Raw genomic sequence first — 25,414 nt, forward strand, 5'->3', positions numbered from 1 at the left:
GGCTCAAACGGCCCTGAAGGAGCTTTTATGGAATTCCCTAAATGGGTTACCGACCGGGTCATTGCCCGCCAGGGAAAACTGCACGCCTACGACCACTTCAAACCGAAAGAAACTGCCTTTGTGGTTGTAGACTTGCAGAACTTTTTCACCCAGCCGGGTTATATGGGCGAATGCAAAGCGGCACCTGCCACCTTCCCTGCCGTGAACAAGCTGGCCAGCGCGCTGCGTGAAGCGGGCGGCCATGTTATTTGGGTGCAAACCTGCGCCGATAATGCCGACACATTCTGGGCGCATTTTCATCATGACATGCTGAAACCAGAACTGAGCCAACGCCGTTTAACGGAAATGTCGGTTGATCACCCGGGCTACGAGCTGGCTGCCGACCTTGACGTCGTGCCAACCGACACGCGCGTGGTCAAGCGCTATTACAGCGCCCTGGCACCCAACTCATCAAACCTGCACGAGGTCCTTCAAGATAAAGGCGTCAGAAACGTGCTCATTGGCGGCACCACCACAAACGTGTGCTGTGAATCCACCGCCCGCAACGCCATGATGCTGAATTACCGCAGCATTATGGTGCACGATGCCTTGTCAGCCTTCACGCCACAGGAGCATGAGTTCGCCCTGCAAGCGTGGATGCTGTATTTCGGAGATGTGCTCGGCGCTGACGAAGTCATTGCGCGACTTTAACTTGAAGCGCAAAGCTAAATAATTTGCGCCTCAGGCTGCCCATAACTTAAATACTGCCGGGTTTTTTTATCTTCAATAAACCCGGCGCTGTTCAGCGCATACGGGATTAATTCCGGCGACTGTGGGCGAGCAATAACGTAACCCTGCACGTAATCGACCCCCAATTCCTTCAACGTGCGCAACGTGGCCAGGTCTTCGGCCCATTCTGCAATGCTGATCATGTTCAGGCTTTTCGCCAACGCCACAATAGCGCGCACTATCGCCACATCGGTAGGATGCTCATTCATGTTGCAGATGAACGCGCCGTCGATTTTCAAGGCGTCGGCGGGCAATTGCTTAAGGTAGGCGAACGAAGTGTAGCCCGCGCCGAAATCATCCAACGCTACTTTTGCGCCTTTTTCCTGAGCCCGGGAAATGAAGCTTCGGGTGCGCTCCATGTCTTTTACGGCAACGCTCTCCGTAATTTCAATAAGCAATTTGCGCGCCACATGACCGTAACGATTGAACAGGGCAAAAAACATCTCCACGAATGAGTCATCATTCAATGACATACCGTTCAAGTTCACACAGACAAACTCCGTGTTTTCAAGCCGATGTTGATTATTGTGCAGCCATTGCAGCGTGGTACTGACCACCCAATGGTCGATTAACGGCATGATCCCGCTTTCTTCTGCGGCGGAAATGATTTTGCCTGTAGGAACCAACGCCCCCTTGGGATCATGCATGCGAAGCAACACTTCAAAATTCAGTGAGCCGAATGGGTCATTCAACGACATAATAGGCTGCATCACCACCGAGAAACCGGTGACATCGAAACCGCTACTGAACTTGCGCAGCAGGCGCAACTCCTGGCTTTGTTCCGACAACGCCTCGGCGCTATGCTGATGCACTACAACATGATTCAAGCCGGATTCACGTGCTTCACGCGCAGCTCGTTTAGCGACCAATACCGCGTCGTGCGCATCGATTTGAGCAGGTTCAATTCCCACCAAACCCATCGACGCCTTGAAACGAAAAGGGGTTGTTCCCACCAGGCAAGGCTGATCATGCAAGTCATCCAGAATCGACTGACACAGCTTGCGCGCCTTATCGAGACCCACATTCACAAAGAAGATCAGAAACTCGGAACCCGTTAGTCGCCCCAACTGCCCTTCCATGCCCAGCGCCTGTTTTGCGCGCTCACATACTTGCTTCAGCACATCGTCGCCGGCCGGCTTGCCGTAAAGATTATTCACCGTTTTCAGGGAGTTCAATTCCAAATAACCCAGCACGAATGTTTCACCTTCTTCGAGCCGTCGCAAACTGTCTGCCAGTTGGAGATCGATCCCTTTGGAATTAAGGGCGTCGGTTAAGGGATCCCGGTTGGCCTGCAAACGCAACTTGGAAATCGCGTCGGCATGACCGGTGATATCTTGCAAGGAGCCTTCAATACGATCGGCCTCAAGCACCGCTTTAACCAAATAAGAGCGGCGCGGAATATGAGGCGCGTGGCGCAGGTTATGAATTTCAAGCTCGGCCTGGCCATCCATTTCAAGCGCATTCACCAGACGAATCCACGCTTGCCGGCCAAAATGGTTTTCCCACAAGCCATAATGCTCGTTCAGCTCGGGAATATCGAGCATGTCCCGCAACACATGATTAATATTGGTGAGCTTGCCTTCAAGAGAAAGCGAAAACATGCCGATGGGCGCCACACTGTATACCCGCTGCAGTTCGGCCTGGGAACGTAAGCGGCTGCGCCGCTCAGCCCAACGGGTACTGACCACCAAAACAAAAACAAGCAACGCCGACACGACCAGTGCGAACAGCAACTCTGAATCTGCCAGGTTGTCAAACGCCGTCATCTATAGCGTTCTCTCGGAAGCGAACAAGTCGGCCAGCGTTTCTCGCGGGCGCACCACATGGAACGCAGTGCCGTCGACCATCACTTCAGCAGGGCGCGGCCGAGTGTTGTACTGACTGGCCATCGTAAAGGCATAAGCACCGGCAGACATAATCGCCAGCAAATCACCCTGTTTCAAGGCCAAGGTACGCGCCTTGGCAAGCCAGTCGCCACTTTCACAAATTGGCCCGACCACGTCGTAGGTTTGCGCCTGCGCCGATTCTGCGGATTGCTGAACCGGCTCCACATCGTGCCACGCATCATAAAGCGTAGGACGCAACAAGTCGTTCATGGCCGCGTCGACAATGGCGAAGTTACGTGCTTCGGCATGCTTAAGGTACTCAACCCGTGTAAGCAAAACCCCCGCATTGCCCACCAATGACCGTCCCGGTTCAAGCACAATCTGCAGGTCGCTTAATTGCTCTTCGTGTAAACGGGCATAAACCTGATTCAACAAGACACTCGGCGACAGCAATGTTTCATCGGTATAACGAATACCAATACCGCCACCCAAATCGAGATGTTCAATTGCAATGCCCTGGCTTTGCAATGTTCGAACCAGTTCCAGCAATTTATCGAGCGCGTCGAGATAAGGGCTCACCTGGGTTATTTGGGAACCGATATGACAGTCGAGCCCCACCACTTTCAGGCTCGGCATGGCCGACGCCCGCGCATACACGGCAGGGGCATCCTGAATGGCAATGCCGAACTTGTTTTCTTTCAGCCCCGTAGAAATATACGGATGCGTTTGTGCGTCTACGTCGGGGTTCACGCGTAACGATACCGGCGCCACTTTGCCCATTCCCGCAGCCACTTGCGCCAGACGTTCCAATTCGGGTTCAGACTCAACATTGAAGCACTTTACGCCGGCGTCCAAAGCTGCGCGCATTTCCCAGGCTTGCTTACCCACACCCGAAAAAACAACTTTCGCAGGGTCTGCCCCCACCGACATAACGCGCGCCAATTCACCCCCGGAGACGATATCGAAACCGGCACCCAACTTGCGAAACTCATTCAGTACAGCCAGATTCGAATTAGCCTTCATCCCGAAGCACACCAACACATTGCGGCCCGCCGCCGCGTCAGCATATGACTGCCATGCGTCTTTGAGTGCCTGACGGGAATAAACATACAGGGGCGTACCGAATTCATCGGCCAGCAGGGTAAGCGGCACCCCCTCGGCATGCAAAACGCCTTGTTTAAAATTGAAATGAGGGGAAACAGTCATGCGTTGAAACGGAATGGGGTTATTTAAATTATGTCAGTTACACGTAATAATGCCTCGGAACGGGCCTAATCATAGCAATGAACCAGACCAACCGGGCAGGCAAAACACAAGGGTTAACGCGTAGACGGCCCTTCGCTCATGTTGTCGGGCGGTGCCGGCGGGGTGGTCAGGGAGGAATCGGGCGGCGCCGGAGGCGGCTGTGTCAGCGGCCCTTTATAACCACAGGCAGCCACGCCCCACAACAAAGCAATGCTGGCTACAATGCGAGTTAACGATGTTAACGTGGGAGCCTGTTTTAACGACGCTCGCATGAATCACTCCAAAAATTATAGGTAGTCATTATGAACGAATCAGAATTTCTTGCACGCAGTGAAGCCATTCTTGATCACCTTGAAAGCCAGGCCGATGATTGGGCGGCGCTTTACGATCTCGACATTGACGCCAACCGCAACGGCAACGTTCTGACCGTCATCTTCAACAATGATGTTCAGGTCGTTGTGAACAGCCAGGCCCCAATGAAGGAAATGTGGGTGGCCGCGCGTACCGGCGGTTTCCACTACCGTTTCGACGGGCAGAAATGGGTTGATACGCGAGGCGGCCCCGACATGGCCGAAACGCTTTCGCAAATTTGCTCGGAAATCAGCGGTAAGTCCATCAAAGTAACGGTTTAGGGCCTAAAACTGAACGCGTGCGGGTTGCGCGTCTTGTGGGGTGTTGTCGCCTCCACCCCCGGTTAATTGATTCAACAGGGCGCCAATACCGTCATTGCCGCCCCCCGAGCCCAGCGGTTGCATATCTTCGGGCAATTGCCCGTTCAACATCATTTCCTCGGGCGAAGGCAACCCCACCCGGGCCACCGCCTGGCCCGGTGGGAACTCTGCAAAATAGAATTCGCCGTTTTCACGAATGAGACCGTCAGGCATTGGACCAGGCTCGGCCACAGGAATGTCTTCCAGGGCAAATCTCATGTAATCGAGCCAAATAGGCAACGATGCACCGCCGCCCGTCTCCCGCGACCCTAAAGAACGAGGCTGATCGAAGCCCATCCATGCAACGCCCACCAAGTTAGGCGTAAAGCCGGCGAACCACGCGTCATGAGAATCGTTGGTGGTGCCGGTTTTGCCGGCAACGTCGGCGCGCCCCAAATCGCGAGCCAAACGCGCCGCCGTGCCCTGACGCGCCACACCACGCAACATGTCGTACATCACATATGCCGTGCGCGGATCAATGACCCGCGCGGAGGTGTCACCGGCCACCACAGGCCGGGCCTGCATTAATACTTTTCCTTCGCTATCGGTCACACGATCGATAAGATAAGGTGGAACCCGGTAACCGCCGTTTGCAAACACGGTATACGCCCCGGCAAGTTGCAAAGGCGTCACGCCGCCCGCACCCAATGCCAGTGGCAAAACGGCGGGATTGCGGGCACGATCGAAGCCAAAACGGGTGATGTAGTCTTGTGCATATTGCGGGCCAATTGCTTGCATAATGCGAATCGACACCATGTTCTTGGAACGGTACAAGCCCTGGCGCATGGTTAGCATAGGCTCGTAATCATTGCCGTAGTTCTTGGGTTCCCACGCCCGCGAGCCGGTTTGCTCGGCGGTTAAACGAAAACGCTCATCCGATACCTGTGTTGCCGGCGTCAACCCTCGCTCGAGCGCGGCGGCATAGATAAACGGCTTGAAGGCCGATCCCGGCTGGCGCCACGCCTGGGTAACACGGTTGAAATGCTCTTCAAAGCCGAAACCGCCCACCAATGCACGAATGGCCCCATCTTGCGGGCGCATTGCTACGAATGCGGCCTCGACCGAAGGCATGTTCAGCAATTCCCAATATTCACCCGTATCCCGAACATACACCACTGAACCGCGCTCGATTTTTTCGGGCGGCTTGGCGTTTTTCACCAAGCCCCGGGCCACCACCTTCAATGCCGACTTGTTAGTAATTTCCACGATTTGTTCAGGTGAACGGGCAACCACCACCTTATCGGGCGCGGCCGATAGCACAACCCCAACCATCAGGTCGTCGCTATCGCGGTACTTTTCCTGGATCTGGTCAATCACTTCATTAAAGCGCTCGGGATCATTCTCGATGCCTTGAGGCAGATCAATGGTTTCCTCGGGGCCGGGATAACGGGCCCGACGCGTGTAATCAAGTACACCGGCACGCACGGCTTCGTATGCAGTTTGCTGTTCTTTTGAGTTCACCGTGGTGTAGACATTCAAGCCACGCGAATAAACGTCGTCTTGGTAAACGGTAAATAACAGACGCCGCGCCAGCTCGGCCACGTATTCAGCATGGATGGCGTAACCGCCCATTGGGGTGCCAGGCGCTGATTTCAGAATAATAGGTTGGTTAATGGCGTCTTGGTACTCTTGTTCAGTGATGTAGCCCAACGACAGCATGCGGTTCAACACGTACTTTTGACGATCTTTCGCCCGCGGCATGCTGTAACGGGGGTTCAAGCGAGACGGCGCTTTTGGTATACCCGCCAACATGGCAGCCTCGGCCAAGGTGATATCTTGCAGCTGCTTGCCGAAATACGTGCGGGCAGCTGCAGCAAACCCGTATGACCGATGACCCAGATAAATCTGGTTCATGTACAGGTCGAGAATTTCGTTCTTGGTTAGCGTGGCTTCAATTTTGAAGGTAAGCAATAACTCGTAAAACTTGCGGGTGTATGTTTTTTCCGACGACAAATAGAAATTACGCGCCACCTGCATGGTAATCGTGCTGGCACCCTGCGATTTGGACATATTCGAAATATTAGCCACCACCGCACGCGCCACACCCATCCAGTCGATACCACTGTGCTGATAAAAGCGGTCGTCTTCAGCGGCCAGAATGGCCGATTTCATCACGTCGGGCACCTCGTCGAAGCGCAACACATTGCGACGCTCTTCACCGAATTCGCCGATAAGCACGTTGTCCGCCGTATAAATACGCAGCGGCACACGCGGCTTGTAATCGATCATGGCGCTTAAGTCGGGCAGGTTCGGCCAGGCAAGCGCCAGGGCCAAAGAACCCAGCAAGGCTCCGCACAGACCCAGCCCCGCCACGAAGACAACGCTTTTAAGAAAGAAACGCCGAAACCAGTGGTTTGGCGGATTCGACGTTTTTGAAGAATTTTTTGATGAGCTCATTACCGGCGATTTTAAGTCTAAGTTGAATCAGACTATGATTTGCGCATTAAGTTTATGTAACAGTTTAATGCAGCACAGCATCCAATTGGGGTTGGGCTAGTGGGATAATACTAGAATGAATGACACTTCACGTTCTGGCAATACAAGTATTGCCAACCCGTCGCTACCATACGACACCCCCATTTTCCTGGTGGGCATGATGGGCGCGGGCAAAACCACAATCGGCAGGGCTTTGGCCCGTGCCCTTGGGCGCGAGTTTATCGACCTTGACCTCGTCATTGAAGCACGCTGCGGCGTGCCCATTTCCCATATCTTCGAGGTTGAAGGTGAGGAAGGGTTCCGCAAACGCGAAACAGCCATGCTGAACGAATACGCCACGCAAAACAACCTGGTACTGGCAACCGGAGGCGGCGCGGTGCTGGCACCTGAAAATCGTCATATTCTGAAAACGCACGGCATTGTCATTTATTTGCGCGCCCGTGAAGATGAATTGTACCGCCGTATTGCCAAAGACAGGAATCGCCCCCTCATTCAAACGCAGAACCCTCGCGCGCGCCTGAACGAACTGCTCACGCTTCGCACCCCCCTTTACAATGAGGTTGCACACTTAACCTTCGACACAGGCAGCATGCCAATTGCCCAAGCGGTGCAATCTTTGGTTCACCTTTTGCAAACCTATTCTCATGACCACTGTTCAAGTTAATACACCCGGCGGACGCTACCCGATTCATATTGGCGCGGGCCGGTTGCGCAAACTGCACGAAAGCGTACCCGATAACGTAACGGCCATTGCCATCGTCACCAACCCAACGGTGGGCTCACTGTATTTGAAAGCGGCACGCGAATCCCTGGCACATACCGACAAGCACATTATTGAAATTACCTTACCCGATGGCGAGGCCCATAAAAACTGGGAAACGCTGCAGACAATCTTCGACGCTCTGCTGGAAAACCGCTTCGACCGCAAATGTTTGCTGGTGGCACTGGGCGGCGGCGTCATCGGCGATATGGTGGGGTTTGCCGCTGCCTGCTATATGCGCGGCGTCCGGTTTCTGCAAGTACCCACCACGTTGCTGGCCCAGGTCGATTCATCGGTTGGCGGCAAAACCGGCATTAACCATCCGCTGGGCAAGAACATGATTGGCGCGTTTTACCAACCCATCGCAGTTGAGATCGACACCAACGTGCTTCACACATTGCCCGAACGGGAAGTGGCGGCGGGTTTAGCCGAAGTCATCAAGTACGGGCTCATTATCGATGACGAATTCTTTAACTGGTGCGAAGCACGGGTAAGCGCCCTGAAGGCACTCGATGAAGAAACGATTTCCTATGCCATCCAGCGTTCGTGCGAATGCAAAGCCTACGTGGTCGGCGAAGACGAACGCGAATCGGGCTTGCGCGCCATTCTGAATTTTGGCCACACCTTCGGCCATGCCATTGAAGCCGGATTAGGCTATGGCGACTGGCTGCACGGCGAAGCAGTGGGTTGCGGTATGATCCAGGCGGCAACGCTGTCGGCCCACACCGTTGGGCTTGACTCGGCTACCGTAGAACGCATTCGCAATCTTGTTCATGCCATCGGCTGCCCGGTTAAACCGCCCAATTTGGGTACAGAACGATGGATTGAACTGATGCAGGTCGACAAAAAAGCGGAAGGAGGCCAGATTCGCTTTGTCTTGTTACCCGAAATCGGTAAAGCGGTTGTGCAGACCGCACCCCTGAACGTTGTGCGCGACGTTCTGCATAAAACCGCCGTACCGGCTCTTTAGGAGACTGCATGTCGGGCTTGGCTCCCTACTCCGCCACACCGGAACAGTCGCGCGGCCGCCGGCACCTGGAAGCGTCGCCCACCGGGCGCAGCGAGTTTCAACGCGATCGCGACCGCATTATTCATTGCAACGCCTTCCGGTTACTGGAATACAAAACCCAGGTTTTCATCAACCATGAAGGCGATTTGTTCCGGACACGGCTCACACACAGTATCGAGGTGGCGCAAATTGCGCGCAGTCTGGCACGCAATTTGGGTTTACATGAAGATTTAATCGAGGCCATTTCGTTGGCCCACGACCTGGGCCACACCCCATTCGGGCATGCTGGGCAAGACGAACTTAACGCCTGCATGCGTGAGTTTGCGCCGGACGCCGGCGGCTTCGAACACAACTTACAAAGTCTGCGCGTAGTGGATGAACTGGAAGAACGCTACGCTGCGTTCAACGGGTTGAATCTTTGCTTTGAAACACGCGAAGGTATTCTGAAACATTGCTCGCCGCGCGCCGCGCGGGAGCTGGGCGAAATGGGTGAGCGATTCCTGCTTAAACGCCAACCCACACTGGAAGCACAAATAGCCAATCTGGCCGACGAAATTGCATACAACAACCATGATGTCGACGACGGCCTGCGCTCCGGACTCATTTCCATTGAGCAATTGCAAATGCTGGAGATTTTTGCCACTCATTACGCGCAGGTCATGGCCAGGCATCGCAATCTTGAACGACGGCGCGCCATTGCGGAAACCATTCGCGCCATGATCAATACGCTCATCATCGACTTAACGGATACCACACGACAGAACATTCAACAGCATCAGCCCCAAAGTCCGAACGATGTCCGCCAATGCCCGCCGTTGGCCGCCTTTTCCGCCCCCATGCGGGCGCAGGCTGATGCCCTGAAACGCTTTTTACTCGAGAATCTATATCGGCATCATCGCGTAATTCGCATGACCACCAAAGCACGTCGCATTGTGCGCGAGCTCTTCATTGCCTACCAAAACGAACCCCGTTTGCTGTCGCTGGAGTACCGCCGCGCTAACCCCCTTGCGCAGGCCCGCGCCATTGCCGACTACATTGCCGGCATGACAGACCGCTTCGCCATTAAAGAGCACCGCGAGTTATTTCAAATGGGAAGCAACCTGTAACGTGGGTACCGAGCCACGCGCTTAAACAGTTTCAATTCAGCAAGGCTTATTTAACGCCCTGCTGCATCAACCACGATGCTTCCTCAGGACGCGCGCTGCTTAAGACGTCTGCGGCGGGCGTTGGCGGCGCTCCATGTTGCCTTAGCACTTGCTGCAAAGCATCGTTAAAAGGTTCCGCACGCATAAAGCCAATCACACGCGGCGAATCCAGTGTGCGACCTGCAGCGTCAAAAAAGATAATACCGGGCGGGCCGAACAACCGGAAACGCTCAAGTAATGCGCGGTCTTCGTCGGTGTTTTTAGTTACGTCGGCCTGCACCAAGACGAACTGACTCATCGACTGCGCAACCGCCGGGTCGGTGAACGTAAAGCGTTCCATTTCAATGCAAGACACACACCAATCGGCATAGAAATCCAGCAACACAGGACGATTTGTACCGGCCAGAATGGCATCCAGCTCTTGTACAGAGCGCACTTTCACAAACTGTGACTTCACGCTGGGAGCCGCGCCGGTACCCGCCGTGCCGCCGTTAGCAGCCATACCTGCTGCGCCAAAGCCGCCTAATGGCTGAAGCACACTGTATGTGCCCATGGCCATCCCCACCATCATCAACAATGCCCAGCCTGCCAGTAAAAGCCCCAGCGCCTTGCCAAGATACGCAAACAAACCTGAAGCAACTTGACGAAATGCACCCAGCAAGACTGCCGACCAAAGCGTCAACACGACCCAGCCCAAAACCATCAGCCCATCGGGCAGCACGGAGTTGAGCATCCACCACGCTGTGGCCAGAAGCAGAACCCCAAACAAGATTTTGACCCCTTCCATCCAGGGGCCGGCTTTGGGCAGCAAGGCACCCGAACCCGCCCCCAGGGCCAGCAACAAAACGCCCTGGCCCCACGCCAACGCAAACAACGCGGCCGCTCCCACGGCGGCATCACCGGTTTGCGAAATAAACAGCAATACGCCGGCCAAAGGCGCGGCCACACACGGCCCAACAATAAGGGCTGACACCAGACCCATTAGAAACGCGCCACTATAGTGCCCGCCCGGAATACGCTGCAAATAAGCACCCAGCGCATTTTGCATTGCCAAGGGTGTTTGAACGTTGTAAGCGTTGAACATCGCCAACGCAAGCAAGGCCAGCAAAGCGGCAAATACCGACAAGACCCACGGGTTCTGCAACCAGGCCGCCAACCCGGCGCCGGCCAACCCGGCTGCCACACCCATCGCGGTATAGAGCAAAGAAACGCCCAGGACATAAGTTGCCGCCAACGACAAGCCGCGCCATCGCGCAGGTTTCTGATCACCCTTGTGCGTACCGGCGATCACCGCCATCAGAATCGGCACCATCGGCAACACACACGGGGTAAAGGTCAGCAAAATACCCAGAAGAAAACAGGCAAGGACAAGGGTCCAGATATTGGCCGAAGCCAGATACTCAGCCAGTCCGACATCACTTAACTGGCCGATGGAACCGGCCTTCGACGCGCTACCAGCTTGTGACCCGCCGACGGCGCCTGCAGACGAAGCCGACTTCCCGGGATCGACAACTGTTTGCAGCGGCGGCGGCACCTGATCGACGACCGCGTCACCGCTAATCTGATACACACCGCCCTGTGCACGTAAGGACAATTGCTCGGTTTGGGGTGGATAGCACAGGCCGGCATCGGCGCAGCCCTGGCTTGTAATAGTTAACTTGGCGGGAGTAGGCAAGCCTTGCGGCAGATCGAGCAGAACGGTGACCTGCTCGTAATACACCTCCATATTCTGATCGAATGTAGGGTCATATTTCACCAGGCCCGGCGGGAAGGTTTGTACCTGAGGCTCAAGCGTTTGCTCACCCACTGCGAACTGAAAGCGGTCGCGATACATATAGTATTCGGGCGCAATACGATAGTGCACCTGCACTTGCCCGTTTTGTTGCGCAACCGACAACGAAAAAGCTTCGTCGGGCGGGAGAAAATCTTCGGGCGATTGCGCCAGGCTGGAACCCAACACCCCCAGCCACACAAAAAAGGCGGCCAGCAAAGCCACCATAAACCTCGTACTGATTTGCTGCATTATTCTTCGTTCCCTGATGCTAGCCCGGTCGCTTGCTCCCGAACCCAATCCACATAAGGCTGGAGCCCGCCAACGACAGGTAACACCAGCGCTTCGGGCACCTCGTAAGGATGCAGTTCGCGAATCCGATCAATGACCCGCGCGGCCATATCGCGCGTAGTTTTAATCGTTAAGGGAACTTCTTCCGCCCCCTCGAGCCGCCCCTGCCACATATACATAGACAAGCTTGGCGGCCCAAGGTTCACGCACGCGGCCAATTGTTCCTCAACCAGCATATGAGCAATGCGCTTGGCCAGTAATGAATCGGGCGCATTGCTTAGAATGACAACCAGTTCAGACATAGCAACTCGCAAAAAAAGAATCTGAACCAGTTTAACCGAAGGCAGCAGGCGCTTTAGAATCGCATGCTTGCGCTTAAGCTAACGGTTGTGGGGTCACCCGCCTTGATGTAATCGGAGTATTGATACATCCAGTATTTTTTATTGAACACATTGTTCACTGCCAACCGAAAAGTGGTGTCGTAACCATGGATCCGTGTATCGTAATTGGCACCGATATTAACCAGCGTGTAGGAATCCACGCTAATCTCGTTGTTGGGTCGCAAAGGCGTGGCGGACGTGTATTTCGCATCGACATAAAGCTGCAACCCCGGCACTTGGGGCACGTTATAACCCACCTGTGCCGCCGCAATGAAGCGCGGCGCGCCCGCCACCCGCTTGCCGATATTGGCCACCCCTTTCTTGTACTCGGTATCCAACGCCATCGCGGTAGCGCCCAGGAACCAGTCACCCAAAGTGGTCGATGCCCCCAGCTCGATACCCTGGAACAAAGACTCACCATCCTGCACCAATTCGTTGGAGGCGTTGGTGTATTGCGCGGCTTTTTCGATGCGGAACGCGGCGGCAGTGGCAGACCAGCCATCTTGTTCGGTTTTCACACCGATTTCATATTGACGGCTTTTCAGGGGGTCAAGCAGCGCTCCGGCATTGGCATAGGTGCTGCCGACAATGGTTCCCGGCTCAAGCGACTCCACGTAACTAACGTAGGCCATGGTACGAGGTGTGAAGTTGTACATTAAGGCCAAAGTGGGCGTCAGCACGCCATTCTTTTTATAAACACTGCTCTGGGCGCCGGCCGGCGTAAAAGTGCGCTGTTCGTAGTTTGTATACCGCAAGCCCGCCAACAGCGACCATTCAGGTGAAAACTTCAACGTATCGCTAGCATAAACTGATTTTTGTGTAATGGTGTTGGCACGATACATGCCCAAACCCGTATCCATGGTGCCCGAAGTGTAGAACGCGTTGTTGTTTTGACTCCAAATATTTCCGGTACTAATTTGCTTATAAACACCGTTGGCGGCCAGATCGGTATGCTGGTCTTGATACGCTATACCCGCTACCAAGTCATGCCCGACAGTGCCCGTTTGGAAACGGCCTTCCACCTGCGTCTGCCACGAATTGAATTGGTAGAACTCTCCGTAGTCGGAACGATAGTCATCATAATCACCTGCTTGGTTACGCAGAAAAATCACCTCTTCGGCGCGGCGTGTACGGGTAGTTGCGTGGCTGAAATCAGTTCTTACTTTCCAGGTGGGAGCCAACTGGTACTCCAGCCCCGTGGCAAAGTAGCGGAACTCATTGTCCACATACGTACCATCGCCCACCAGTTTTTCATTATTACGCACTGGTGAGGGCAAATCGGTTGCGGCATAAAGCCCGGTATAAATCGTGGGCTCAGGATCTTTGGTTTTACGGTGCTGATACAGCGCCTGCATGTCCCACGTAAGCTTTTCGGTAATGCGCGCATCCAGTGCCAGCGAAACTGCATTGCGGTTTAATTTACTTTTGTTGAATCCTTCGCCTTCTTCGTGCGTGACATTCAGCCTATAGCCGAACCAGTCATTGTGGCCTGCCCGTCCGCCAATATCTGCGCTCTCTCGGAAAATACTGTCGGAGTGATAGCCCAGGCTCACCTCGCGCACCGGTTCATCGGTGGGGCGTTTGGTTACGTAGTTAATGATGCCGCCGGGCGACCCGAACCCGTACATGAAACCGCTGGCACCTTTAAGCAGCTCCACACGCTCCAATTGCTCATAAGGCAACACGGTGACATAACTAAGAAATGGCTTACCATCGATGCGATAACCATTTTGCCAATCAAGCTGAAGCCCTCGAACCGTAAGATAGTTCGCCCAGGCGCCATCCTGCGCGCTATTGTCTGATACGGCCGCATCCAGCGTGAATACGTCTCCCAATTTTGTCACCTGACGACGCTCAAGGTCTTCGCCCGTCACAACCGTCGTGGAAAATGGGGTCTCCAACTGGGTTTTCGACCCTAACGCGCCGCCATCCACCGATTCATTCAATTGCTGGATCGACGTATCGGGCCTGACGCCCTGTACTGTTACCTGCGGAAGGGTAGCCACAGGCGCCTGTACAGCGTCATCTTCCGACCCCTTTGTTTGTGCCTGTACCGGCATAGTCAATAAGCCCGCTACGGCCAATACACCTGCCAGAGCCTTTAAACGCGCCCCTGGCATGAGGTGCACCGCGCAGGCGGCAAATTGCTTCTCGTGTTTCATCACAACTCCCGTCATATTTTTGTCATAACGGGCGATTTTATATGTGAATGCAAACAACATCAATTCTCATTTGTATTAATGCAACGGTTTTGCACTCTTGTTAATATTGAGCTGAAATGAGTAACTTGAATCCATTCGCAACCCGGCTGGGTATCCGTCATCCTATTATCCAGGCTCCAATGGCCGGCGTGGCCACGCCTATGTTGGCCGCGGCGGTATCGAATGCGGGAGGCCTGGGGTCTTTAGGTATTGCCACAAGCAGCGCGTCCCAGGCCAGACAAATGATTGAGCAAACCCAGGCGCTCACTTCACGCCCGTTTAACGTCAATGTTTTCTGCCACGAACCGCCTCTAAGAGATGAAAAAACGGAAGCAGCCTGGCTTGAACACTTAAAACCTTTGTTCACGGAATGCGGAGCGAAGTTACCGACCTCATTGAACGAAATGTACAAAAGCTTTATTAGCGACGACGAAGTGTTCAATATGTTGCTTGACACCCGGCCGGCGGTAGTGAGTTTCCATTTTGGTTTGCCACCAACAGAGCAAATCAAAGCACTTCGAAATCGCGGTATTTATACGGTGGCAACAGCGACCAACCTTGAGGACGCACGTCGAATTCAAGCGCACGGCATTGATGCCATCGTTGCCCAAGGCATTGAGGCAGGGGGGCATCGCGGACTCTTCAGTACCCATGCCGTTGATGAGAAATTAAGCACAACCGTACTCGTCCGTTTGCTGGTGAAGAACGTAAACCTTCCCATCATTGCCGCCGGGGGCATCATGGACGGTCAGGGCATCAAGGCGGCCTTAACCTTGGGTGCGGCTGCGGCTCAGCTTGGCACTGCGTTCATACTGTGCCCCGAATCGGCTGCGAACGAAGGTTATCGAACCGTCCTCAAAAGCGAAGATGCCGCATCAACATGCTTGACCTCGGCATTTTCAGGACGGCCCGCCCGAGGCATACGCAACCGATTCACCCACCACGCCGAATTGGCAACCAAACTCGAACCCCCTGCGTATCCTATTGCTTACGACGCAGCCAAACAGCTGAGTGCGGCGGCGACTCACCTCGGGAACCATGCCTTTTCAGCGCATTGGGCGGGTCAAGCGGCGTTAATGGCCCGGGAGCTGCCGGCCGCCGAACTGGTTGCGACGCTGGCACAAGAGTGCTCGATTTAACGACGCTATCTTGCGCAATACGCGCGATAACCACCCAGAACATAAAGAAAAACCCCCGCAAGCGGGGGTTCAAATAGGTCTGTCCTACCTGTCGGGCCTCAGCCCGTTCTTGTTGGTTATACCATCTTTAGTTCATTTCGCATTCAGACTTGAAAACGTCTTCCTGCATTTCCATGACTTTGCGCACCACGTTTGGTGTGAGATCACCGTTGGCATCACGCTCGAGCTTCATCAGGTAGTAGTCCTGAATTGGATGTTGATTGGTATCGAATTTGAAGTTGCCACGAACGGCATTGAAATCGGCCTTGCGCATCGCATCGCGGAATGCATCGGTTTTGCTGATGTCACCGTCTACCGCTTTCAAAGCTGAACCAATGAGGTTTGCCGTGTCGTAAGCAGTGGCTGCGTAGTGGGTCGGCATACGGCCATACTCTTTCTGGAAGGCCTCAACAAACGCCTTGTTGGCGGGTACATCGAGGTTTTGCGACCATAAGGCCACTGTGTACAAGCCTTCGGCGGAATCACCCGTTGCTTTCAACATACGGTTATCCATCGAGAATACCGGCAAAATCATGGGAATGGTTTCACCCAAGCCGGAAGCGGCATACTGCTTCGCAAAGTTAATGCCCAGGCCACCTGGATGGAATTCATAAATGGCGTCAGGCTTCAGATCGCGCAAACGAGCCATTTCAACCGAAAAGTCGTTCTGGTCGAGCTTGGTGTAGAGCTCAGCCACCACTTCGCCTTTGTATTCACGCTTGAAACCTGCCAGCGCATCGCGACCAGCCTGGTAATTGGGCGCAACCAGGGCAACCCGCTTGTAACCCAGCTCATTGGCGGCAGCGCCACCGGCTGCATGCAGTGCCGAGTTCTCGTAGGAACCCACAAAGTAATTTTTCATACAACGCTTACCCGCGAAAGGAGACGGGCCTGCATTTACGCTGACATAGAAAGAATCGCCTTGAGCGATGGACGGCGCAATAGCAGTTAACACGTTCGAAAAAATAACGCCTGTGAACAATTTAACGTCGTCGGCCAAGAGGCGGTCGGCGATTTGCTTGCCGTTGGCAGGCTTCAGGCCGTCGTCCTCAACAATCGTTTCAACCGCCACACCACCCAGTGTGCCGTTACCTTGTTTAATCGCCAGATTAAAACCGTCGCGGGCGTCTTCACCCAGGTAACCGGCCGGTGTGCTTAGCGTAGTAATGAAACCAATGCGGACAGGGTCTTTTGCCATGACATTCGTACTTAATGCCATAACAGCCGAAGCCATGCACCCCAGAGCTAATTTTTTAAACATTCAACTTCCCCTTAAGAAACACATAGAACATTGACAGATCAAATCAGATGTCATGCTGAAACTTTATTGGGTTTTATGTAAGCGAACAAGCGCAATCGGGCAGGGTTTCCCCGAATTGTTACAAAAAAACTTGAACCTTCAAGCATTCGAAAGGAAAAAGCCATAAAAATAGCCCCTTACGGGGCTAAAAATGTCTGACAAACAGCGGCAAAAAACCTACCGCCGTTATTCAGCTTTGCTTATTCGGCGTCGTCTTGCGCTTCTTCTTCAGCGGGACGATCAACCAGCTCCATGAATGCCATAGGTGCATTGTCACCCTGACGGAAGCCCATTTTCAATACGCGGGTGTAACCACCGTTGCGCTCTTTGAAACGCGGTCCGAGCTCATCGAACAACTTCACGACTGCGTCGCGATCGCGCAAACGTGCGAAAGCCAAACGCTTGTTGGCCAGCGTGGGCTCTTTACCCAGGGTGATCAACGGTTCAATAACTCGACGCAGCTCTTTGGCTTTGGGAACGGTGGTTTTGATTGCTTCGTGTGTAATCAACGAAACAGCCATGTTGCGGAACATAGCCAAACGATGGCTACTAGTGCGGTTCAGTTTACGTAATCCACTGCGATGACGCATGATAATTTCCTTTGAATCTTAAAAACCGGCATTGCCATGGCATGCCGGCATAGTTAACCGGATCTTCTATCGACTTACGCCGCGGTCCGGTGGTGAAATAAAACGAACAGTTAAGGACGCTCAAGACCCAGTGGTGGCCAGTTATCGAGCTTCATACCCAATGTAAGGCCACGCGCGGCGAGCACTTCCTTGATTTCATTCAACGACTTGCGACCCAGGTTCGGTGTTTTCAACAACTCGTTCTCGGTGCGCTGAATCAGATCGCCGATATAGTAAATATTTTCGGCTTTCAGACAGTTGGCGGAACGAACGGTCAGTTCAAGGTCGTCGACAGGTCGCAACAGAACAGGATCGATAGGTTCTTTGCTGCCGCCACGGGTGCCGCCGACTGCTTCGGTTACCACATCGCCTGGGCCGTCGAGCGCGGCGAAGACCGAGATTTGATCCATCAGCAAACGGGCCGCCTGGCGTACTGCTTCTTCAGGCGAAATAACCCCGTTGGTCTGGATGTCCATCACCAGTTTGTCGAGGTCGGTACGTTGCTCAACACGCGCGCTTTCAACCGCATAACTTACGCGGCGAATAGGGCTATAAGATGCGTCAAGAATAATACGGCCAATCGTATGAGCGCTGTCTTCCGAGAGGGCACGCACGTTGCCGGGGACATATCCGCGACCCTGATCAACCTTGATCTGCATTTCCAGCTTGCCGTCTTCAGTTAAGGTGGCAATGATGTGATCGGGGTTGATGATCTCCACGTCGTGAGGCAACTCGATATCCGATGCCTTCACTTCGCCGGCACCTTGCTTGCGCAAAGTGAGTGTCACTTCCTCACGGTTGTGCAGCTTGAATACGACGCCTTTCAAATTCAACAAAATGTCGACAACGTCTTCACGCACGCCGGGCAGCGTGGAATACTCGTGAACCACACCCGTAATTTGAACTTCGGTTGGCGCATAGCCTGTCATGGAAGACAGCAGAATGCGGCGCAATGCGTTACCCAACGTATGACCATAGCCGCGTTCAAACGGCTCCATGACCACTTTTGCGTGGTTGGGGGTAAGGGATTCAACCTCGATAGAACGGGGCTTCAACAGAGCTTGTGACGACATGTATGTTCCTTTTCAATACCCTCGGCTCGTTACACCGATAAGGCTGACGGACAAGAATGACAATATAAAACTGCCGGGAATTTTCACTGCAAAGCCCACTTTCCAGATTCGACTGAAAAGTGGGCCAAAGCCTGACACTGCAGAACGCAGACGCGAATTAACGCGAATACAATTCAACAACCATCGACTCGTTGATGTCGCGAGCAACATCAGCGCGGTCGGGGGCTTGCTTGAACGTGCCGGTTAGCTTGGTTGCGTCGACTTCCACCCATTGGGGAAAACCAATACCCGCAGCCAAATCCAGAGCCTCACGAATACGTGCTTGCGCCTTGGCTTTCTCGCGAATGGTAACCACATCACCGGCTTTAACGATCATCGACGCAATGTCGGCTGTTTGGCCATTCACCTGAATAGCGCGATGGCTAACCAACTGACGCGCTTCAGCGCGCGTTGAGCCAAAGCCCATGCGATATACAACATTGTCGAGGCGCGACTCAAGCAACTGGATGAGCGTTTCACCCGTGTTGCCGCGACGACGCTCGGCTTCAGCAAAATACTTGCGGAACTGCTTTTCCAAGACGCCATACATACGCTTGAGCTTTTGCTTTTCGCGCAGCTGCAAACCGTAGTCGGACGTACGCGCACCGGAAGTGCGGCCATGCTGACCAGGCTTGGATTCGAGTTTGCACTTCGAATCCAGCGAGCGACGGGCGCTCTTCAGGAAAAGATCGGTACCCTCGCGACGCGAGAGCTTGCATTTTGGTCCAATATAACGTGCCATGATGCTTCCTCTTAAATGCGACGGCGCTTGGGCGGACGGCAACCATTGTGCGGAACGGGTGTGATATCGGAGATGCTGGTGATCTTGATACCCAGTGCATTCAACGCACGTACGGACGATTCGCGACCGGGGCCGGGGCCTTTGATACGTACTTCAAGATTCTTGATGCCGTATTCAATCGCGGTACGACCTGCCGATTCTGCAGCAACCTGAGCGGCAAACGGTGTGGATTTACGCGAGCCTTTGAAGCCTGCGCCACCCGAAGTCGCCCAAGACAATGCATTGCCCTGACGGTCGGTAATCGTGATGATTGTGTTGTTGAAGGATGCGTGAACGTGCGCAATGCCGTCCGAGACAACCTTCTTGATTTTCTTGCGTACGCGCGATGCGCCGCTGTTGGAAGCTTTCGCCATCTTCTAGTCCTCGAGATTATTTCTTCAGGGAAGCCGCTGCACGACGCGGACCTTTACGGGTGCGCGCGTTGGTGCGTGTACGCTGACCACGCACCGGCAGACCGCGCTTATGACGCAGGCCGCGATAGGTTCCCAGGTCGATCAGACGCTTGATAGACAGTTGAACTTCACGGCGCAGGTCACCCTCAACCGTGAACGATCCCACTTGCTCACGAATTTTCTCGAGCTCAGCGTCGGTGAGATCCTTGACTTTCTTTGTACGTTCGATGCCGGTTGCGTCACAAATTTGACGAGCACGTGTCGGGCCGACGCCAAAAATGGCGGTAAGACCGATAACAGTGTGCTGATGCGGCGGAATGTTAATGCCAGCAATACGGGCCATGACTGTTCCTTGTTAATCCGTTACGTGTCGGCAATTAGCCTTGACGCTGCTTATGACGGGGATCGGTGCAAATTACACGTACCACGCCGTGACGTTTGATAACTTTACAATGACGGCAAATTCTTTTTACCGATGCCATTACTTTCATGGTTGACTCCTAGTTTCCTTTACCCGGGCCGCTTATTTCGAGCGGAACACAATTCTGGCGCGAGACAGATCATAGGGCGTGAGTTCCACTGTGACCTTGTCACCCGGCAGAATCCGGATGTAATGCATACGCATCTTGCCCGATATATGGCCCAAAACGATATGGCCATTTTCCAGCTTGACGCGGAATGTTGCGTTAGGCAGGTTCTCTAATACTTCGCCCTGCATCTGAATGACGTCATCTTTTGCCATTTCAAATTACCGCATTGGCAGACCCGCGCCTTTGAAGTTCGCCTTCTTAAGCAACGAATCATACTGTTGAGACATCATGTAGGACTGAGCCTGAGCCATGAAGTCCATCGTTACCACGACAATAATCAAAAGCGAGGTGCCACCGAAATAAAACGGCACGTTCCAGCGCATCTGCATGAATTCGGGCAGCAAACACACCGCCGTAATGTAGATGGAGCCAACCAGAGTCAGACGCATGAGAATCTTGTCGATATAACGTGCGGTCTGTTCACCCGGGCGAATACCTGGAACGAAAGCACCACTCTTCTTCAGGTTATCTGCCGTTTCACGACTGTTGAATACCAACGCCGTATAGAAAAAGCAGAAGAAAATAATTAAAGCTGAAAACAACGTGACATACAAAGGCTGGTGAGGTGCCAACGCTCCGGCAAGGTCACTAAGCCAACGCATATCGGGGTTGCTGGAGAACCAGCTGGTAATAGTGGCCGGCAACAGAATGATGGACGAGGCAAAAATGGGCGGAATAACGCCGGCCATATTCAGCTTCAGCGGCAAATGCGAGCTTTGCCCCCCATACATTTTATTGCCCACCTGGCGCTTGGCATAGTTCACTGTAATGCGACGCTGGCCACGCTCGACGAACACGACGAAATACGTCACAGCCACCACCAGCACCAGAATGAACAACGCCGAGAGTATGGACATTGCGTCGGTACGGACAAGATCCATCATGCCGGACAAGGCACTGGGCAGACCCGCAACAATACCGGCGAAAATCAGGATGGAAATACCATTTCCGATTCCGCGCTCGGTAATTTGCTCGCCTAACCACATCAGGAACATCGTTCCCGTTACCAGGGTGACAACCGTAGTGAAACGAAACAGCATACCGGGATCAATTACCAGGCCGGGTTGCGATTCAAGCGCCACCGAAATACCCACCGCCTGAATCAGCGCCAGAAACACCGTGCCGTAGCGCGTGTACTGGGTGATTTTGCGGCGACCGGCCTCGCCTTCTTTCTTCAGCGCCTCAAGCGAAGGCACCACGACGGACATCAACTGCATAATAATGGCAGCCGAAATGTACGGCATGATCCCCAGCGCCATGACCGAGAATCGCTCTAGCGCGCCCCCCGAGAACATGTTGAACAAGCCCAGGATGCCGCTTTGATTCTGCTGGAACATTTCCGCCAGCGCGTCGGGGTTAATACCGGGCGCGGGGATATGCGTACCGAGCCGGTAAACCACCAGGGCCAGCAGCAGGAAAATGATACGGCGTTTTAAATCGCCGTAGCGTGGACCTGCCTTACTCTGTGCCTGAGCCTTAGCCACCCGTTACCCCTTATTCAACCAGCGAACCGCCGGCTGCTTCGATTGCCGCACGCGCACCTGCCGTAGCCGACACGCCTTTCAGCGTGACTTTACGAGACAGTTCGCCTGACTTGATCACTTTCACGAAACGTACACCGTGGCCAACTACACCCGCCTGTTTCAGAGCTTGAACGTCGATCTCATCGACCGGCAAAGCCTGAATTTCCGACAAGCGCACTTCAGCACGCAGATGACGGCTCATAGAGGTAAAGCCACGCTTGGGCAGGCGACGATACAACGGCATTTGACCGCCCTCGAAACCTACTTTGTGGAAACCACCGGAGCGTGATTTCTGGCCTTTATGACCGCGACCTGCAGTTTTGCCCAGACCGGAGCCAATCCCACGACCAACACGACGGCGCGGACGCTTGCTGCCTGGAGCGGGTTGCAGAGAATTCAATTGCGTTACAGACATGTCGATTCCTTTCAGACTTCCGAGACCGCCACGAGGTAATCCACTTTACGGATCATCCCGCGCACCTCGGGGGTGTCGACCAACACGCGACTGCTGTTGACGCGACGCAAACCCAGACCGCGCACGGTTGCACGGTGAGATTGCTTTGTGCCAATAACAGAACGCACGAGGGTTACTTTGATTTGCTTTTGTGTCGTCATGACTTACCCCAGAATTTCTTCCACCGACTTGCCACGCTTGGCAGCGATGTCGGAGGGTGTCGAGCAGGCGCGCAAACCGTTCAGCGTAGCACGAACCAGGTTGTAGGGATTGCTTGAACCCAAGCTCTTCGCAACAACGTTGCGAACGCCCATTACTTCGAAAATAGCGCGCATGGGACCACCTGCAATCACACCAGTACCTTCGGCAGCCGGCGAGATAAGAACGGTGGATGCACCGTGCTTACCAACCACCGCATGGTGCAGCGTACCGCTTTTCAGCGGAACCTTTACCAAACCCCGGCGGGCCTGTTCCATTGCTTTTTGAACGGCAACCGGCACTTCACGGGCTTTACCTTTACCCATTCCGATGCGACCATCGCCGTCACCCACCACGGTCAGTGCTGCAAAGCTCATGGTGCGACCACCCTTTACCACTTTGCTGACACGGTTGACCGCAATCATTTTTTCACGCAAGCCGTCGTCTTCTTTGTCGGCGGGATGCTTGCCTTGTGCTTTAGCCATATGACAATTCCTTGCTTAGAACTTCAGGCCGGCTTCACGCGCGGCTTCGGCCAGCGCCTTAACGCGGCCATGATAACGGAAGCCCGAGCGATCAAAAGCAACCTGCTCGATGCCAGCTGCTTTGGCTTTCTCGGCTACACGCTTGCCCACCAGTGTTGCAGCAGACACGTTGCCGCCGCTTGCCACTTCCTTGCGGACTTCTGGCTCAACGGTTGAAGCGCTGACCAGAACGCGATCACCTTCCGGCGAAATAATGTTGGCGTAAATGTGCGAATTGGAGCGGAAAACCGAGAGGCGATGAACACGCAGCTCGGAAATTTTCCGACGGGTCGCAATTGCACGACGCAAACGGGAGACTCTTTTATCCATAATTCTTCCTTGCTTGCGCGCTTACTTCTTCTTGGTTTCTTTGAGGACGACTGTTTCGTCGCTATAACGAACGCCTTTGCCTTTGTAAGGCTCGGGTTCACGATAGGAACGAATTTCAGCCGCAACCTGACCCACAACCTGCTTGTCCGAACCCTTCACGACGATTTCCGTCTGGGTAGGGCATTCAATTTTGACGCCCTCTGGAATAGGATGAAGCACATCGTGTGAAAAGCCCAACTGCAATTTCAGCGCGTTACCCTGAACCTGAGCGCGGTAACCCACACCAACCAGATTCAGTTTACGTTCAAAACCTTTGCTAACACCGGTAACCATGTTGTTGACCAGTGCGCGCACTGTGCCGGACATCGCCAGGGCATGACGTGAGTCGTTGGCAACTGCAAACGTTAATTTGCCTTCCTGTTGCTCGACTTTGACGTCGCCGGTAAGCGCTTGCGACAAGGTGCCCAATGGACCCTTAACCATGATCTGGTCGGGGTTCAATGTGATTTCAACGCCCTTGGGCAGCGTAACGGGATACTTGGCAATACGTGACATATCAATACCCCCTTAAGCTACGTAGCAGAGAACTTCGCCGCCAACACCCGTTGCACGGGCCTTGCGGTCGGTCATCACGCCACGCGGAGTGGATACGATTGCCACACCCAGACCATTCATGACCTGGGGAATCGCGTTGCGGCCTTTGTAAATACGCAAGCCCGGACGTGAGACACGTTCAATACGTTCAATTACCGGACGGCCCGCATAATACTTGAGACCAATTTCGAGAACAGGCTTGGCCTGATCACCGGTAACTTCAAAACTGTCGATATAGCCTTCGTCTTTCAGCACGGCAGCAATAGCTGCCTTTAGCTTCGAGGAGGGCATGCTGACCGACGTCTTGTTGACCATTTGCGCATTACGCACACGAGTCAACATGTCGGCGATGGGATCGCTCATGCTCATGGTGTTTTCTCCTACCAGCTAGCTTTAGTCATGCCAGGCACTTCGCCACGCAGCGCCATTTCGCGCAGCTTGTGACGAGTAAGCCCGAACTTGGCGTAAACGCCACGCGGACGACCAGTAACCACACAGCGATTACGCTGACGTGTGGGATTGGCATTACGAGGAAGTTTCTGCAATTGCAAACGCGCCTGATAACGCTCTTCGTCTGACTTGGACTGATCGTCGATGATCGTCTTCAGTGCAGCGCGCTTGGCAGCATATTTTTCAGCCAGCTTGGCACGTTTAATGTCGCGATTAATCAGTGAAAGTTTAGCCACGTCATCGCCCCTTAGTTACGAAACGGGAAGCTGAAGGCGGTAAGCAATGCCTTGGCTTCGTCGTCGGTCTTGGCAGTGGTGGTAATGCTGATGTTCAGCCCGCGCACCGCGTCGATCTTGTCATATTCAATTTCAGGGAAAATGATTTGCTCTTTAACCCCGACGTTGTAGTTACCCCGGCCATCGAATGCACGACCCGAAATACCGCGGAAGTCGCGTACACGAGGCAACGCAACTGCAACCAGACGGTCGAGGAATTCATACATACGGCGACCACGCAGCGTGACCATGCAGCCGATGGGGTAGTTGTCGCGAATTTTGAAACCCGCGATGGATTTGCGTGTTTTGGTGATCACGGCTTTCTGACCTGCAATTTTTGAGAGGTCGGAAACGGCGTGCTCGATGACTTTTTTGTCGGCCACGGCTTCAGACACACCCATGTTCAGGGTGATCTTGGTGATCCGCGGCACTTCCATCACGCTTTTGTAGCCAAACTTGGCTTGCAGGTCGGCAGTGACCTTATTGCGATAATACTCTTGTAAACGAGCCATTTTGTCGCC

General features: G+C 54.0%; 30 protein-coding genes. 6 read left to right on the forward strand and 24 right to left on the reverse strand.

Translation table 11 applies throughout. From position 1 onward, the window contains the following. Nucleotides 1–27: 27 nt before the first annotated feature. On the forward strand, nt 28–690 hold the full coding sequence (locus tag G9Q38_RS02990) for a cysteine hydrolase family protein (protein ID WP_166127689.1): 663 nt from the start codon (nt 28–30) through the stop codon (nt 688–690). Between the two features lie 14 nt (nt 691–704). On the opposite strand, the gene G9Q38_RS02995 is transcribed toward G9Q38_RS02990, so the two are convergent. The 3 genes from G9Q38_RS02995 to lptM form a co-directional block, all read right to left on the reverse strand. Further along, the gene (locus tag G9Q38_RS02995; RefSeq protein WP_166127692.1) at nt 705–2,534 is read right to left on the reverse strand and encodes a bifunctional diguanylate cyclase/phosphodiesterase; all 1,830 of its coding nucleotides are present in this window, start codon (nt 2,532–2,534) and stop codon (nt 705–707) included. Next, nucleotides 2,535–3,800: a diaminopimelate decarboxylase gene (gene lysA, locus G9Q38_RS03000; protein ID WP_166127695.1), complete on the reverse strand. Its 1,266-nt coding sequence runs from the start codon at nt 3,798–3,800 to the stop codon at nt 2,535–2,537. A gap of 113 nt (nt 3,801–3,913) precedes the next feature. Further along, nucleotides 3,914–4,111, reverse strand: a complete 198-nt coding sequence (gene lptM, locus G9Q38_RS03005; protein ID WP_114419086.1) for an LPS translocon maturation chaperone LptM — start codon at nt 4,109–4,111, stop codon at nt 3,914–3,916. Between the two features lie 30 nt (nt 4,112–4,141). Between lptM and cyaY the strand changes: the two genes are divergently transcribed. Continuing rightward, nucleotides 4,142–4,471, forward strand: coding sequence for an iron donor protein CyaY (cyaY, locus tag G9Q38_RS03010; protein WP_166127697.1), 330 nt, complete (start codon nt 4,142–4,144; stop codon nt 4,469–4,471). A 3-nt stretch (nt 4,472–4,474) separates the two neighbouring features. Here cyaY and G9Q38_RS03015 read toward each other — a convergent pair whose 3' ends face one another. Continuing rightward, nucleotides 4,475–6,946: a penicillin-binding protein 1A gene (locus G9Q38_RS03015; RefSeq protein WP_166127700.1), complete on the reverse strand. Its 2,472-nt coding sequence runs from the start codon at nt 6,944–6,946 to the stop codon at nt 4,475–4,477. A 115-nt stretch (nt 6,947–7,061) separates the two neighbouring features. Here G9Q38_RS03015 and G9Q38_RS03020 point away from each other — a divergent pair, with 115 nt between their 5' ends. Genes G9Q38_RS03020 through G9Q38_RS03030 form a run of 3 tightly spaced genes read left to right on the forward strand, consistent with a single transcriptional unit; the run spans nt 7,062 to nt 9,860 of the window. Next, nucleotides 7,062–7,649, forward strand: coding sequence for a shikimate kinase (locus G9Q38_RS03020; RefSeq protein WP_228276186.1), 588 nt, complete (start codon nt 7,062–7,064; stop codon nt 7,647–7,649). After that, the gene (gene aroB, locus G9Q38_RS03025) at nt 7,630–8,715 is read left to right on the forward strand and encodes a 3-dehydroquinate synthase (protein WP_166127703.1); all 1,086 of its coding nucleotides are present in this window, start codon (nt 7,630–7,632) and stop codon (nt 8,713–8,715) included. Before G9Q38_RS03020 ends, aroB begins: the two co-directional genes overlap by 20 nt. Nucleotides 8,716–8,723: 8 nt before the next feature. Next, on the forward strand, nt 8,724–9,860 hold the full coding sequence (locus G9Q38_RS03030) for a deoxyguanosinetriphosphate triphosphohydrolase (protein ID WP_166127706.1): 1,137 nt from the start codon (nt 8,724–8,726) through the stop codon (nt 9,858–9,860). Between the two features lie 46 nt (nt 9,861–9,906). On the opposite strand, the gene dsbD is transcribed toward G9Q38_RS03030, so the two are convergent. From dsbD to G9Q38_RS03045, 3 genes are read right to left on the reverse strand one after another with little or no spacing between them, the layout of a single operon-like run. Next, complete coding sequence (gene dsbD, locus G9Q38_RS03035) at nt 9,907–11,922, reverse strand: protein-disulfide reductase DsbD (protein ID WP_205962334.1); 2,016 nt, start codon at nt 11,920–11,922, stop codon at nt 9,907–9,909. Next, nucleotides 11,922–12,263 carry a divalent-cation tolerance protein CutA gene (gene cutA, locus G9Q38_RS03040; RefSeq protein ID WP_114419081.1) on the reverse strand — a complete coding sequence of 114 codons (342 nt, stop codon included), beginning with the start codon at nt 12,261–12,263 and terminating at the stop codon, nt 11,922–11,924. Before cutA ends, dsbD begins: the two co-directional genes overlap by 1 nt. Before the next feature lie 53 nt (nt 12,264–12,316). Beyond that, on the reverse strand, nt 12,317–14,461 hold the full coding sequence (locus tag G9Q38_RS03045) for a TonB-dependent siderophore receptor (protein ID WP_370523900.1): 2,145 nt from the start codon (nt 14,459–14,461) through the stop codon (nt 12,317–12,319). A gap of 158 nt (nt 14,462–14,619) precedes the next feature. Between G9Q38_RS03045 and G9Q38_RS03050 the strand changes: the two genes are divergently transcribed. After that, on the forward strand, nt 14,620–15,681 hold the full coding sequence (locus G9Q38_RS03050; protein ID WP_166127708.1) for an NAD(P)H-dependent flavin oxidoreductase: 1,062 nt from the start codon (nt 14,620–14,622) through the stop codon (nt 15,679–15,681). A gap of 127 nt (nt 15,682–15,808) precedes the next feature. Here G9Q38_RS03050 and G9Q38_RS03055 read toward each other — a convergent pair whose 3' ends face one another. The 17 genes from G9Q38_RS03055 to rplE form a co-directional block, all read right to left on the reverse strand. Beyond that, on the reverse strand, nt 15,809–16,981 hold the full coding sequence (locus G9Q38_RS03055; protein WP_166127710.1) for an ABC transporter substrate-binding protein: 1,173 nt from the start codon (nt 16,979–16,981) through the stop codon (nt 15,809–15,811). Between the two features lie 239 nt (nt 16,982–17,220). Beyond that, nucleotides 17,221–17,610 carry a 50S ribosomal protein L17 gene (rplQ, locus tag G9Q38_RS03060; RefSeq protein ID WP_114419078.1) on the reverse strand — a complete coding sequence of 130 codons (390 nt, stop codon included), beginning with the start codon at nt 17,608–17,610 and terminating at the stop codon, nt 17,221–17,223. A 110-nt stretch (nt 17,611–17,720) separates the two neighbouring features. Then, nucleotides 17,721–18,722, reverse strand: coding sequence for a DNA-directed RNA polymerase subunit alpha (locus G9Q38_RS03065; RefSeq protein WP_166127712.1), 1,002 nt, complete (start codon nt 18,720–18,722; stop codon nt 17,721–17,723). Between the two features lie 157 nt (nt 18,723–18,879). Beyond that, nucleotides 18,880–19,503, reverse strand: a complete 624-nt coding sequence (gene rpsD / locus G9Q38_RS03070; RefSeq protein ID WP_114419076.1) for a 30S ribosomal protein S4 — start codon at nt 19,501–19,503, stop codon at nt 18,880–18,882. Nucleotides 19,504–19,514: 11 nt separating this feature from the next. Next, nucleotides 19,515–19,916, reverse strand: coding sequence for a 30S ribosomal protein S11 (gene rpsK, locus G9Q38_RS03075; protein WP_114419075.1), 402 nt, complete (start codon nt 19,914–19,916; stop codon nt 19,515–19,517). A gap of 16 nt (nt 19,917–19,932) precedes the next feature. Beyond that, the gene (rpsM, locus tag G9Q38_RS03080) at nt 19,933–20,298 is read right to left on the reverse strand and encodes a 30S ribosomal protein S13 (RefSeq protein ID WP_114419074.1); all 366 of its coding nucleotides are present in this window, start codon (nt 20,296–20,298) and stop codon (nt 19,933–19,935) included. 34 nt (nt 20,299–20,332) lie between these two features. Beyond that, nucleotides 20,333–20,446, reverse strand: a complete 114-nt coding sequence (gene rpmJ / locus G9Q38_RS03085; RefSeq protein WP_114419073.1) for a 50S ribosomal protein L36 — start codon at nt 20,444–20,446, stop codon at nt 20,333–20,335. A gap of 32 nt (nt 20,447–20,478) precedes the next feature. Next, a complete protein-coding gene (infA, locus tag G9Q38_RS03090) occupies nt 20,479–20,697 on the reverse strand; it encodes a translation initiation factor IF-1 (protein ID WP_073104500.1) in 219 nt (72 codons plus the stop codon). 6 nt (nt 20,698–20,703) lie between these two features. After that, complete coding sequence (gene secY / locus G9Q38_RS03095; RefSeq protein ID WP_114419071.1) at nt 20,704–22,029, reverse strand: preprotein translocase subunit SecY; 1,326 nt, start codon at nt 22,027–22,029, stop codon at nt 20,704–20,706. A 10-nt stretch (nt 22,030–22,039) separates the two neighbouring features. Further along, entirely contained in the window at nt 22,040–22,483 is a 444-nt protein-coding gene (gene rplO, locus G9Q38_RS03100; RefSeq protein ID WP_119441920.1) for a 50S ribosomal protein L15, read from the reverse strand. A gap of 11 nt (nt 22,484–22,494) precedes the next feature. Further along, nucleotides 22,495–22,683 carry a 50S ribosomal protein L30 gene (rpmD, locus tag G9Q38_RS03105; RefSeq protein ID WP_114419069.1) on the reverse strand — a complete coding sequence of 63 codons (189 nt, stop codon included), beginning with the start codon at nt 22,681–22,683 and terminating at the stop codon, nt 22,495–22,497. A 3-nt stretch (nt 22,684–22,686) separates the two neighbouring features. Continuing rightward, nucleotides 22,687–23,205, reverse strand: coding sequence for a 30S ribosomal protein S5 (gene rpsE / locus G9Q38_RS03110; protein WP_114419068.1), 519 nt, complete (start codon nt 23,203–23,205; stop codon nt 22,687–22,689). Between the two features lie 15 nt (nt 23,206–23,220). After that, entirely contained in the window at nt 23,221–23,574 is a 354-nt protein-coding gene (gene rplR / locus G9Q38_RS03115) for a 50S ribosomal protein L18 (protein WP_114419067.1), read from the reverse strand. Between the two features lie 21 nt (nt 23,575–23,595). Continuing rightward, nucleotides 23,596–24,129 carry a 50S ribosomal protein L6 gene (gene rplF / locus G9Q38_RS03120; protein WP_114419066.1) on the reverse strand — a complete coding sequence of 178 codons (534 nt, stop codon included), beginning with the start codon at nt 24,127–24,129 and terminating at the stop codon, nt 23,596–23,598. 12 nt (nt 24,130–24,141) lie between these two features. Continuing rightward, a complete protein-coding gene (gene rpsH / locus G9Q38_RS03125) occupies nt 24,142–24,537 on the reverse strand; it encodes a 30S ribosomal protein S8 (protein ID WP_114419065.1) in 396 nt (131 codons plus the stop codon). Nucleotides 24,538–24,548: 11 nt separating this feature from the next. Next, complete coding sequence (gene rpsN, locus G9Q38_RS03130; RefSeq protein WP_114419064.1) at nt 24,549–24,854, reverse strand: 30S ribosomal protein S14; 306 nt, start codon at nt 24,852–24,854, stop codon at nt 24,549–24,551. Between the two features lie 11 nt (nt 24,855–24,865). Then, nucleotides 24,866–25,405 carry a 50S ribosomal protein L5 gene (gene rplE / locus G9Q38_RS03135; RefSeq protein ID WP_114419063.1) on the reverse strand — a complete coding sequence of 180 codons (540 nt, stop codon included), beginning with the start codon at nt 25,403–25,405 and terminating at the stop codon, nt 24,866–24,868. Between the last annotated feature and the right edge of the window lie 9 nt (nt 25,406–25,414).

The sequence above is a fragment of the Pusillimonas sp. DMV24BSW_D genome (assembly GCF_011388195.1).
Lineage (GTDB): Bacteria > Pseudomonadota > Gammaproteobacteria > Burkholderiales > Burkholderiaceae_B > Neopusillimonas > Neopusillimonas aestuarii.